The sequence below is a fragment of the Ktedonospora formicarum genome, assembly GCF_016587355.1.
GTDB lineage: Bacteria > Chloroflexota > Ktedonobacteria > Ktedonobacterales > Ktedonobacteraceae > Ktedonobacter > Ktedonobacter formicarum.
Genome location: NZ_BNJF01000001.1, coordinates 4,331,242 through 4,342,784, shown reverse-complemented (window position 1 = coordinate 4,342,784; position 11,543 = coordinate 4,331,242). Strand labels below are relative to the sequence as shown.

The following is an 11,543-nucleotide window of genomic DNA, read 5'->3' as shown; positions in this document are numbered from 1 at the left end:
AGCAGCTAGATAGCCTCTCGAATATGTGTGGTTTAGTCCATACGCCTAAGCGTATGTGAGAAAGGACACTTCAACCATGGCTAAGAACGAAAATTACAGCAACAAAGACGAACAGCGCAACAAGGCGAAACAGCAGCAGCAGGGTGGCACTCGCAGTAACGAGCAAGACCAGAAGAATCGCCAGAACAGCGCTTTCGAGATCAATAAGCAGCAGCAGGAAAAGGGTGAGAACAGCCGCAATCGCGACCAGCAGGAGCGCGAGCGCTAAGCTGCTAGCTACTTTCTGCGAGATCCTTATCCGAAAACCTAAACGCGCCAACGCTAACCGCGAGCAGCGATGTCGGTTTTCGAATAAGACCTAAAACCAATTTCGGGTAATACCAACTATCTTCCCATACAACAAGAGAGGCTGTACCGTATTTGATATGGTACAGCCTCTCTTGTTGTATGGGAAGAGACAAGACTTACACCTTATAACCTCAACGCCGCAATCGCAGCGTTGAGGTTCATCTAAGATCTTAGGGGTTATCCCAGGAACGCCCATCCCGTTCGAGAAGTTCATCAGCCTCAGCAGGCCCCCAGGTACCAGCCCTATATGTATGTATCGTCGATGCGGGAAGGCGCTGCCAGGTCTTCGTAATGCTATCGATAATACGCCACGAAGCTTCAATTTCGTCGCGACGGATGAAGAGCGTGGAATCACCAAGAATACAGTCTGCTATCAGGCGTTCATAAGCCTCAGGCGACTCGATACCAAACGCCTCGTTATATGAGAAACTCATATCAACCGAGCTTAATTGACTAGCGGCGCCTGGAATCTTGGCTCCTATCTTGAGCGAGATGCCCTCATCGGGCTGAATACGCATAGTCAGGCGATTGGGGACCAGCCCCTTTGTCTCGGAGGGACGATAGAGTTGATGAGGAACGCGCTTGAATTGAATAGTGACCTCGGTGCTTCGTTTGGGAAGATGCTTGCCAGTACGAATATAAAATGGCACATCCTCCCAACGCCAGTTCTCAATAAAGAGCTTGAGCGCCACAAAGGTCTCCGTCGTAGAATCGAGTGCCACACCCTGCTCCTGCTTATACCCCACTACCTGCTCCCCATCTATTTCTCCTGCCACATATTGCGCACGCACTACGTTCCGTTTGACCTCATCTGCCGTAAACGGATCGATGGCCCGTAACACCTTCACCTTCTCATCACGAATTGCATCCGCGTCAAAAGCCACAGGCGGCTCCATCGCGGTCAAGCAGAGCACTTGCATGATATGATTTTGCACGATATCACGTATCGCACCCTCACCCTCATAGAACTCGGCTCGCGTGCCAATGCCAAGCGATTCGGCGACCGTAATCTGCACATGATCTACATAGCGCTGATTCCATAGGGGCTCGAAGATACCATTCGAGAAACGGAAGGCCATGATGTTCTGGACCGTCTCTTTGCCCATATAGTGATCAATGCGGTAGATCTGATTCTCGCGGAAGACACGCCCCAGATCTCGGTTCAGGCGTTGCGCGGAAGACAGATCATGCCCGAATGGCTTCTCAACAATGATCCGTGCCCACGACTTACCATGATTGCCATTTCCAGAGACCTGCCCCGCATGATTCAAACCAGCAGCCCCCAGGTGAGCAATGATCTCACTATCTGTATCTGGTGGTGTTGCCAAGTAGTAGAGGCGATTGCCCTCTGTTCCCTGCTCATGATCGAGCTTCTCCAGAAGTTGTTTGAGGCGTTGATAACCTTCGGGATCATCGAAATTTGACCGACAATAGAAAAGGCGAGAGGCAAATTGTTGCTGCGCCTGCTCATCCAGGCGGTCATCAGGAGCCATATACTCGTTAATCGATGCAAGGGCCATCGTGCGCCACTTCTCATCATCAAGTGGACGTCGGGCAAAGGCCACAATGCGAAAACTTTGCGGCAAAGGATGGTCATGCATAAGGTGTGCCAGAGTGGGTAAAATCTTGCGTTGAGCCAGGTCACCGGTTGCACCAAAAATGACGATAGCGCAAGGCTGGGGCATATGTCCATCCTGCCATATCTTATGCGGCTTGAGCCTGGATTCACTCTCAATCTGGTGTGTCATACCATTCCTTTCTCCTCTTTAGCGACGATGTTCTCTCTCTATCTATGTATACGATACAGGTGAGACCTATGGAGGCATGTGTTTGCATAAATTTGACTGCAAAAAAAACCTTTCCATATGGAATGTGGTTCTGGCACAGAGAGACCCAGACACCTGCTGATGAATGAGCTGACGAATAGGTAGCGAGCCAGGTGGCGTGGCACCTATCAGGCAAGAGAAGATCAGAGATCTTCAGAATCATGCAAGTGGCCGGGTCAGAAGGTATTTTTTTGTAACGCTATTATCTAATCATTTACTTGTTTTTACGCTTATGGGGAGCCCCTTGATAAATGGTTTTGACCATTGACGCTGGAGTCGCCATACACATGGAACAGACGGCACAAATCAAAAGAGGTGCAATCAAGGCCAACGAGAGACCAGCATTGACTGAAACATTAAAGAGACGCATACAGGCAAATTGAAGCACCAGAAGGAGGAGTAACAGGGCCAGACTGATTATAACAGCCCGAGCACGTGTCCGGGCCAGAAGGCGCGCATGGGCCCACTTCAGACGCAAATCCGCCTGTTCTTTGGCAGAGCTTTGCAGGGAGAGCAACCCCTGCCGCTCAGCATCAACCTGACCGCGTTTCTGCTCAAGTTGTTGAGCCATAGACTGCATTTCACGCTTTAAGAAGAGAATCTCTACGAGGTGCTTATCTTCCTGCTCCTTGGCATGCCGCTGAAGCACATCAATAGCATCTTGTAGTAGCGTTGGCACTTGATGAGGCGAAGCCTCCAATTCACCAGTGGCATGGGCGACCTTTTCCAGGGCCTTCTGCTCAGCTGTTGCATCTAATGACTGTTCTAATGCCTGGAAACGCTGCTCTAATTCCTGATGCTGCTGTTGCAAGGCCATATGAGCCGCTAGCACCTCCTGAATCTGCGCATGGGAAGTTGCTAATTCCTGCTCATGTGCGTTATGAATCGCGGCGACGTCTCTCTCATAGCGTGCTTGAAGCTGGATATAAGCCTCACGAATACGTGTGAACTCCGCGTGCTGCTCCTCAGAAAGCTGGCGCGGATGGCGCCTAAGCACGCGCGTCCGACTCCCTGGCGGCAAGGGGGTATTCGCGTCTACTGCGGGTAGGGCATCTGTGTTTGGTCGCTGACGGACTTGCTGCCTCTGCAAATGGGGCGCGCGACGATAATCAGTCAGATTTGGCAGGCGTGCTAATGTGGCACCATCTAGCTCACCCGTATTTGGTGCGGCTTCAACAGGGATGCTCAATTCGCCCGTGGTCGAAGTCGTCTCGTCGAATGGTTGCATTTCTCTCCTCTTATGGATACATTTAGTAAAACACAGCCCGTTCTACAAGAAGTGACGCACTTGATATTGGAACGTGTCTTTCTCTCCAATAATGATTATGCACGCCAAACACGGTTATGCGCAAGGTTTTTTGTGTGAAAAACTGCTCAGCTTATATTTCATTGAGCGCATGATGCTGTTTTGGGAAATCCGGTCCAAGATGACGCTGCAAGAAATCACTGAGCACATTATCGTACTGGCTGGGATTATAGCTATATGCGCCACAATGGGCGCTGCCATCTACAAAGTACGTTTCCAGGGGAACTTCATAGATCTTGGCCTGGCGAGCAATGCGGCGGGCGTGCGCGATAGGAATCAATTGATCCCCCTCAGCATGAATGAGCAGGATAGGAACTGGGCGACGGCGGCCTGAGGTATGAGCATACGCCCGCCAGCCCTGCCAGCGCTTAAAGCTGGCATCAGGTCGCGACAGAAAGCCAAAACCAAAGCGGAGACGAAAGACCAGCACGCTCATGACAACCGTAGCCCACGAGATGGGAGGCAACAAGTGATGCAACTGCCCAACCAGTCGAGGCCAGCGTTTCCAGCGATTACTAGCCTCAAGCAGGCGAAACTCGACCAGGCGACGCACAACATCAAAGGTACGTGCATAGGGGCTATCAGCAATGATGGCGGCGACATCAGCATGTGGAGGGGTGAGTAGAGCGACAGCAGCTCCCATTGAGAAACCATGGATGATAACACGACCAGGAAGCGTCTCTGGCTGGCTCTTCGCGACCATCAGGGCAGCTTCCAGATCGCGCACTTCTACTTTGCCTCCGCTCGTAGTCACACTATCGCTGTCACCATGCCCACGAAAATCAAAGGTAAGGACATTATAACCGCGCGCATATTCCAGGCTAGCGACAGAGCGCAGGTGCGCACGCGATACACGATAACCATGACAGAGGACAATTGTAGGTGCTGGTTGGGGTTGCGCCCAGAACTCGCCACATAAGAGTGCGCCATCAATAGTTCGACACTGAAACGCACGCTGCAATGAGGAATCAGGTTCAGGCAAAGCTTTTGGAAGCGTCCACGAAAAGTTGACTTCATCTAAGACTTGATGGGGTCGCGAGAACTCGTCTACAAATCGGCTAGCGATGAATGCCAGCCCACTCGTTACGGTGAGACCCAGAATACTAGTACCTGTGACAAGACCCATAGTCCAACGATGCTGAGTAGACATGGTAGCCCTCCTTTGTGCTCACCATGCGCACGTATCGCCCTCATCAGTAGCAATACATACGACACATTGTCTGCATGAGTTGAGCCGGTCACCATTGACCGGTTCTCATTCGGAGAAACAAAAGAAGCACAATTCTCCGCATACAGGCAAATAGCAGGGCTATCAGCGCGACACATGCTTCCCTTCTTCTATCCCCACATCTAAAGCATTATAAATTTTTCCCTTACAGGCACGATCTATCATATCTGCTACTATTTTACCTGAACTCATGACTCCAGGTAAACCCGCACCGGGGTGAGTTCCGGCTCCAGCAAAAAAGAGGTTGGGAATATCCTCACTTTACATTATGGGGACGAAACCAGGCCGATTGGATAAGTACTGGCTCAACTGAGAAGGCACTGCCCAGATAACTATTGAGCGTCTGCTCGAAATGTAGAGGGTCAATGTGATGCTCGCTAATGATATGCTTTGAGAGATGAGGAAGATAGCGCTCCTCCAGGTACGTGATAATGGAGTCGCGATAGGGCTTCGCCATCTGAGTCCAATCAATCCTGCTCCCCTGATGCGGTACAGGCGAGAGCACATACCAGCAATCACAGCCTTCAGGGGCCATCGAGGGGTCCGTTGCGGTCGGGCGATGCAGGTAGAGTGAGAAATCCTTTGCTAGCACCTTGCGCTTGAAGATATCATTAAGCAAGCCCTTATAGCGCGGTCCCATGACTATTTCATGGTGCGCGATATCATCATAACGTCGATCCGTGCCAAAATAGATGACGAAGAGTGACATAGAGTAGCGCATCTTCTTGATATAATTCGCCGTATACTTGCGCCGGGCATGGTCAGGAACAAGGTTAAGATATGCGTAGGCCACATCGGCATTGCAGACTACGCTCTCAGCCATGATAGTCTCACCAGACGTAAGTTGAACGCCGGTCGCCCGTCCACTACGCTCGTCCACTTGAATCCGCGAAACCTCTTGCTTGAGATGGAGCACACCACCTATATCTTCAAACAACTTGACCAGAGCCCGCACTAACACACCAGTGCCTCCTTGAGCATACCAGATGCCGAACTTACGCTCAAGCGTATGGATCAAAGCATAAATCGAGGTACTTTCAAATGGATTACCACCAATGAGAAGAGGATGAAAGCTGAAGACCTGACGCAGGCGTTCATCCTTGATGTAGTGGCTCACCAGGTCCGCGACCGAGGTATAGGCTCGTAGGCGCACCAGGTCAGGGGCGACCTTAAGCATGGAAGAAAATGTTGTGAAGGCTGGTCAATCAGTTCAAAGCCCTTCTCATAGATTAGCTCAGTATCGTGAGCAAAGCGCAGATAGCCATCGACATCCCCAGGCGAGAACACCCGAATCTGGGCAAGAATGTTCTCGCGGTCGCCATCATAGTGGAAGATGGAGCCATCCTCGAAACGGATATTATAGAAGAGGTTAATTGGCATGAGGGTTACATAATCCGCAGTCTCCTTGCCACAGAGCGCGAAGAGGTCATGGATCAGCCAGGGAGCGGTAATGATCGTAGGCCTCCCATCAAAGGTAAACCCATCCTGCTCATAGACATAAGCACGCCCTCCTGGCTTATCGCGCTTCTCTAGAATCGTCACATCATGCCCCTGAGCCTGCAAGCGAATCGCTGCGCTCAAACCGCCAAAACCACTACCAATAACGACTATCTTCATAGAACTATCTTCTACCTTCCATGCGTTAACACCGCCTATATAGCGGCTGCATCTATCGCATCTCTAATGCTAGTATAGACGCAAACAGCGACCCAAGAGGGTAGGTAAAGAAAAACGCCCCAGGACTTTACCCTAGGCCCAATCCCCCATTAGTCGCAGGGAGAACGAAAAATGGGTCGTGATACGTACTATAGAGGAGCTAATGGTATTTCTAGATCGGGAGCAATAAGCCATGACACCGACACACCATCCATCCTATTTGTCACTGGACGCACCAATCGCCATCTATGTGCGCAGCAAGTCAGAAAGGGAACAGCAAGGGAGGGACCTCTTAGCCTTCGCTCGTAAGCAAGGATGGCGTGACGAGCAGATATGCATCTATATACAAGAGGAAAATGAGGGTTGGCACCGATTAATTGAGGCACTCAGGGAATCATCATTTAAGACAATTCTCCTTACCGATGAAGGCAGTCAATGGACCACTCGCTTTGAGCTAGAGCTACTGGTGCGCCAGTGTAAAGAAAAGAGCGTGCTTATCCTGACCCCTAAAATGATTTACGATTGCGCCAGCGAAGTCGATGTCTTGCTTCTGTTGCGTAAATATGCCTTAGATGAGGCACATCACACAAACAAGCAGGAAGCAGGCTAGAAATACGGACAAAGAAGAGACCTCGACAGAATTTGTCGAGGTCTCTTGTATTTCGTAATTATTTTATCTTACGGCTGGCACTGCCACTCATACCAGCTATAACCATCGCGCTGGAAGATATGATAGGCGGCTTTGATGTTGGCATAGGCATCGTATGGCGAGCTTCCAGCCATCGGCGTTCCATTCCAGGTGCTAGGATAGAGAATCTGGAAGACGCCTGCCGCATGGCTTCCACCAATTGGGGTCGAGTTGGTCGCACCTGGATTGAACTGCGACTCACAGCGTGCGATATTGATCGCCTGACCAGAATAAGGACCAAAGACCTCGCGAATCATCGAGACTACATCCGTTGGGGCCGCGCTGGTATGTTCTTTTGCGGACGCGGTACGCGTCCCGAGACCAAGCATGGCTCCCATCAGCATGAGACCAAGCATCGATCCCAGTCCTAGTTTGATCAAGAGATATTTCAAGTTGTTCGGCTGTTTCGATGTCTGGTGGATCTGCTGTTCTTTCAAGAAAACTCCTTTTCTCTTTACGCGACAACCTGAGCGCGCTCAGATGTTCAAACAAGAAGTTCGCACTAGCCACCGCTCAGGCGGCCTCGGTTGTCACATAAGACATTCAAAATTGCAAACAGGTTTGCTCTATATATGAGCTACCATTCTCTGTAGGCGCAGACAGCCTCTCTATTCAGAAGCTACCCTGCATGAGAAAGTATGACTCTGTCACACCACATCTCGTTACAAGTGATATACGACAACCATTTCTGAGACTTGAATCATCGTAGGACCTCCAGGCTATATACATGCGAATGCATCAGGAGCACTGGAGCACTGGAAATGTTTGGCAGGCAAGCTGACCTGGACTTTGCGCTTTGGAGACACTCTTTAGATGCAAAAACAAACAATACACACGTGTTAAATGTTAGGACCAGGGTAGTACTAGTGGGGATAAAATAAATTATGTCAGGTAGTAGATATCTGCTTGCTTTCCATAAAACCGCCAAAGGTGGCGGCTGAGATACCCATTGCCTTGCGTCAATATGGTAGAATGAACACCAACTTACACCTTTTCGTGAACACCTGAATGCGCTCATGTTGCTATACACACCACTACCTCCAGGTTAGGCGGCTAGTGCTAAAGTGCTCAGGGGGTTAGGGTAAGGATCATGCTAACTACGATAGTGGCTCGAAGGCCTTGGCAGAAGCGTATTCTTTGAGGGTTATTTATATATGAATCGTCGCGCACCCAAGTATCACCCAGGATTGATGAGCGATATGTACCATCCAGATTCGGCCTATGTTTCATGGCGATCCGGGCATAATGGGCTGACCACCTTTGATTTATATACCCGCACAGCCCCCTTTGGAGGAGCTTATTTGCTGGTAGCAGGGCTGGAGGCAGCGCTGGAGTTTGTACAAGACTTCCGCTACAGTGAGAGGGACCTAGAATTTCTCAGCCGCATTCGCGATTACGATGCCGCGTTTCTTGACGAACTAGCGAATCTACGCTTCACGGGCGAAATTCTCGCTCTCCCCGAAGGCTCCATCGCCTTTCCCAATGAGCCAATTATGCGCGTAACGGCCCCATTTCGCGAGGCGATCCTGCTAGAAGCGGGACTCCTGCAAGCTATTGGGCTCTCGACCTTGATCGCGACAAAGGCCTCCCGTATCGTCTACGCAGCAGAGCAAGGTCGTGTACGCCGCGTGGCAGAGTTCGCATTCAGACGCGCACAGGAACCGATGACAGTAGCACGCGCTTCCTATATCGGAGGATGTGCGAGCACATCGCTGCTCAACGCCGCCTACGAGTATCGCCTCCCCGCAACAGGAACAGTCCCCCACGCACTAATCGAGATGTTCCCCACGGAAGAAGAGGCTTTCTATGCCATTGCGGAGGCGTATAATCGCTATACGCTCCTGCTAGACACCTATAACCCACACGCCGCGATTCATAAGGCCATAGAGGTTGCGCAACGCACACAGGAAACAATGGGACATACACTAGCAGCGGTTCGCCTGGATAGTGGAGACCTGATAGCGGATAGTATCTACATTCGCGAGCAGCTCGATAAGGCCGATTTACACGGAGTGCGCATCCTCGCCAGCGGCGATCTGGATGAATGGAAAATCACTGAACTGCTGGAAGCTGGTGCCGCGATTGATTCCTTTGGCATTGGCACAGCGCTTGGCTATGGCGCAGGCTCACCGGAACTAGGGATTATGGGTGGGGCGCTCGGTACTGTATACAAAGAGGTCTGGTACGTGGATGACTCGGGCAACGAATATCCTAAGATCAAGATAGCAGGCGCGAAAAGCACCTGGCCCGGCAAAAAAGAGATCTATCGTCATCCTAACTGGGAAGAGGATATCATCCAGCTTGCACACGAACCACACCCGGAGGGATACCATCGTCTATTCCGCCCAATAGTACGCAATGGCGTGGTAGTACCAGGTAGCTTACCACCACTCTCGGAAATCCGCGAACTCGCGCAACAGAATTTGGAGCGACTTCCTCCCCAGTATCGCGCCCTTAAGCCAACACAAGCATACCCGGTTCACTTTAGCGATGGGTTACAAGCACAGCGCAAGCAAGCCGCACAGCTTATCGGTGTCGCTCTCAATAACGGTGAGACTGCATAGGCTAGACGAACTACCCAGCAGCGAGCACGCGTAACATATGATACAATGCGCGTGAGTAACTCTTCTAGAGGAGCAGCACCCACTGCACCAGCTTTCGGGGAAGTATCCACAGAGGCGCAGAAACAAAGAGATAGGTAAAAGGAAGCAGCGAGGATGCCAGAACGTATCGCCGGGCCAATTGAGCCAGATACCCAGATGACAAGCGACATAAAAGAGAGTGACCATAATTTAACGCGGAGCACACTCGTTTCCAACGAGCAGAAGGCCCAGACAATTATCATCTGGACGCCGCGCTTCATGGTCACTTTCGCGCTCATCGCGATCATCTGGCTAAGCGCTGCTAGCCTGATTACCCAGAGTTGGCAAAATAATCTACCGCTCGCCTATCCCGCGAGTAAGATACTACTTATCGAGACAATTCTTGTCTTTCTTGCCTGGTGCATCTTTACGGCTAAGATGCGCGCGGGCTGGCTACGCCTGGGGGCTATTTTTGGCTGTGCCTGGGGAACGCTCTCACTGTTAAACTTCTCGTTACAAACCTTCGTGCCACACCTGGACAGCGCGCTTATATCCTACCTCACAACCATGCCTGCTATCTTGCTGCTGGGGAGCTATACTTGCCTTTCAGCACACCGCACAGCTCTCAGACGCTGGGATAGCTATTGTATCGCCCTTCTGCCTCTACTTGCCATTTTAATCGTGCTTGGCATCTATCTGCTCTCACCAGCAGATGCACGTTCTAGCGAGGCAATAGAGAGCTGGATAGGGCTAGCCGCAAACAGCCTTGGCGTAAGTCTCTGGTGGCTACGCCCCTCATGCTGGAAGGCACAGCCAGGCGTAAGTGTGCTCTTTGGCTTCGCCTCATTGCTCGCTCTTCTCCTGAGCATCCCCAACTTTATTTCTGGGTCGTCGATCTTCTTTCTACCACAGGTCGCGCTTCTCTGCCTGCTCCTGGGATTGTTCCGCATTGGTCAGGGAGAGTGGCGACAGGCTAGACCTTAATAAAGTTATTCAGCGCCAGAACGATCAATAATGAGCTATAGCCATTGTTGAGCAAGTGCAAGCCAATGCTCGGCCAGATAGAGCGGGTTCGGCAGCGCAGGTAGCCCAGGATCAAGCCAATAACGAGCAAGACCGCAAAGGAACCAATATCAAAATGCGCGAGGGCAAAGACAAAGGCGCTAATGATGACAGCAGGGGCATCAGGCATAGAGCGCCGTAAGCCACCAAGCAACATGCCACGGAAGAAAATCTCCTCGCACAGAGGGGCGGTTAACACTCCTGCCAGAAGGGTCGCGTATGTCGTCAGTGGATCGAGCCTTCCACGTTCCAGGATGTACTGATCGTTCGTCTGGATAGGGAGGTGAAAGGTCGTGATCAAGAGCTGATAGATGAAATTTACCAAGTAGATCAATAAGAAAAAACCAATGATGGCAATTATCGACTTTGGTACATTGAAACGGCGGAAGCCTAGACCTCTTAGAGCCACACGCCAGCGCGAAGCACCTTCACGCGCTCGCGCCGCACGCCAGGCGATAACCAGCGGTGCGACCACAAAGGCCCCTTCAACCAGGGCTGACAGGAGAAATACCAGAATAGCCTTTACTGGACTATTGGTAATGGATGCGGCATGCGACGAATACGTTGAAAGGAGTACGGCAGCGATAAGCCAGATGATGGCTGTCAAAACCACTCCATACATGACCTCATTCAAGGTCCAAGGGGCAACATCTTGCTCTTGTGGAATGGGTGGTTGAATATCGCTCAGAGGAGGCTGGGATGGATCGTCCTTTGGTTCAAACAATGAATTCTCCACAAACAACTTTGTAACTATTATACCATGAACTGCCTCATATTGTCTGTAGTCGTTACTCTATTTTTCTAGAAACAATGTGATATACTACGTCTATTCGTAGCGATCTTGTGA

General features: G+C 50.9%; 9 protein-coding genes and 1 pseudogene. 4 read left to right on the top strand and 6 right to left on the bottom strand.

All coding sequences use genetic code 11. The features are described 5' to 3' along the window. The first annotated feature begins 76 nt into the window (after window positions 1-76). Complete coding sequence (locus tag K3T82_RS18620; protein WP_220194940.1) at window positions 77-268, top strand: hypothetical protein; 192 nt, start codon at window positions 77-79, stop codon at window positions 266-268. Window positions 269-518: 250 nt separating this feature from the next. Here K3T82_RS18620 and zwf read toward each other — a convergent pair whose 3' ends face one another. From zwf to K3T82_RS49935, 4 genes and pseudogenes are all read right to left on the bottom strand, one after another. After that, on the bottom strand, window positions 519-2,096 hold the full coding sequence (gene zwf / locus K3T82_RS18615) for a glucose-6-phosphate dehydrogenase (protein WP_220194939.1): 1,578 nt from the start codon (window positions 2,094-2,096) through the stop codon (window positions 519-521). 292 nt (window positions 2,097-2,388) lie between these two features. After that, on the bottom strand, window positions 2,389-3,402 hold the full coding sequence (locus K3T82_RS18610; protein ID WP_220194938.1) for a hypothetical protein: 1,014 nt from the start codon (window positions 3,400-3,402) through the stop codon (window positions 2,389-2,391). A 151-nt stretch (window positions 3,403-3,553) separates the two neighbouring features. After that, on the bottom strand, window positions 3,554-4,630 hold the full coding sequence (locus tag K3T82_RS18605) for an alpha/beta hydrolase (RefSeq protein ID WP_220194937.1): 1,077 nt from the start codon (window positions 4,628-4,630) through the stop codon (window positions 3,554-3,556). A gap of 162 nt (window positions 4,631-4,792) precedes the next feature. Beyond that, window positions 4,793-6,325 (bottom strand): annotated as a pseudogene (locus K3T82_RS49935) (phytoene desaturase). 232 nt (window positions 6,326-6,557) lie between these two features. Here K3T82_RS49935 and K3T82_RS18590 point away from each other — a divergent pair. Beyond that, on the top strand, window positions 6,558-6,974 hold the full coding sequence (locus K3T82_RS18590) for a serine integrase family protein (RefSeq protein WP_220194934.1): 417 nt from the start codon (window positions 6,558-6,560) through the stop codon (window positions 6,972-6,974). Window positions 6,975-7,042: 68 nt separating this feature from the next. On the opposite strand, the gene K3T82_RS18585 is transcribed toward K3T82_RS18590, so the two are convergent. Next, window positions 7,043-7,489 carry a transglycosylase SLT domain-containing protein gene (locus K3T82_RS18585; protein WP_220194933.1) on the bottom strand — a complete coding sequence of 149 codons (447 nt, stop codon included), beginning with the start codon at window positions 7,487-7,489 and terminating at the stop codon, window positions 7,043-7,045. A gap of 717 nt (window positions 7,490-8,206) precedes the next feature. Between K3T82_RS18585 and K3T82_RS18580 the strand changes: the two genes are divergently transcribed. Further along, window positions 8,207-9,616 (top strand): nicotinate phosphoribosyltransferase, encoded by a 1,410-nt coding sequence (locus K3T82_RS18580; protein ID WP_220194932.1) that lies wholly within the window; start codon window positions 8,207-8,209, stop codon window positions 9,614-9,616. A gap of 153 nt (window positions 9,617-9,769) precedes the next feature. Beyond that, window positions 9,770-10,618 (top strand): hypothetical protein, encoded by an 849-nt coding sequence (locus K3T82_RS18575; RefSeq protein ID WP_220194931.1) that lies wholly within the window; start codon window positions 9,770-9,772, stop codon window positions 10,616-10,618. Here the strand turns inward: K3T82_RS18575 and K3T82_RS18570 are convergent. Then, on the bottom strand, window positions 10,608-11,420 hold the full coding sequence (locus tag K3T82_RS18570; RefSeq protein ID WP_220194930.1) for a type II CAAX endopeptidase family protein: 813 nt from the start codon (window positions 11,418-11,420) through the stop codon (window positions 10,608-10,610). The two genes, K3T82_RS18575 and K3T82_RS18570, sit on opposite strands and share 11 nt — an antisense overlap. Window positions 11,421-11,543: the final 123 nt, after the last annotated feature.

Excerpts from the sequence above, each read along its gene's own strand:
- K3T82_RS18590 (WP_220194934.1), top strand. The coding sequence starts at position 6,558 with ATGACACCGACACACCATCCATCCTATTTGTCACTGGACGCACCAATC.
- K3T82_RS18610 (WP_220194938.1), bottom strand. The coding sequence starts at position 3,402 with ATGCAACCATTCGACGAGACGACTTCGACCACGGGCGAATTGAGCATC.
- K3T82_RS18580 (WP_220194932.1), top strand. The coding sequence starts at position 8,207 with ATGAATCGTCGCGCACCCAAGTATCACCCAGGATTGATGAGCGATATG.
- zwf (WP_220194939.1), bottom strand. The coding sequence starts at position 2,096 with ATGACACACCAGATTGAGAGTGAATCCAGGCTCAAGCCGCATAAGATA.
- K3T82_RS18575 (WP_220194931.1), top strand. The coding sequence starts at position 9,770 with ATGCCAGAACGTATCGCCGGGCCAATTGAGCCAGATACCCAGATGACA.
- K3T82_RS18605 (WP_220194937.1), bottom strand. The coding sequence starts at position 4,630 with ATGTCTACTCAGCATCGTTGGACTATGGGTCTTGTCACAGGTACTAGT.
- K3T82_RS18620 (WP_220194940.1), top strand. The coding sequence starts at position 77 with ATGGCTAAGAACGAAAATTACAGCAACAAAGACGAACAGCGCAACAAG.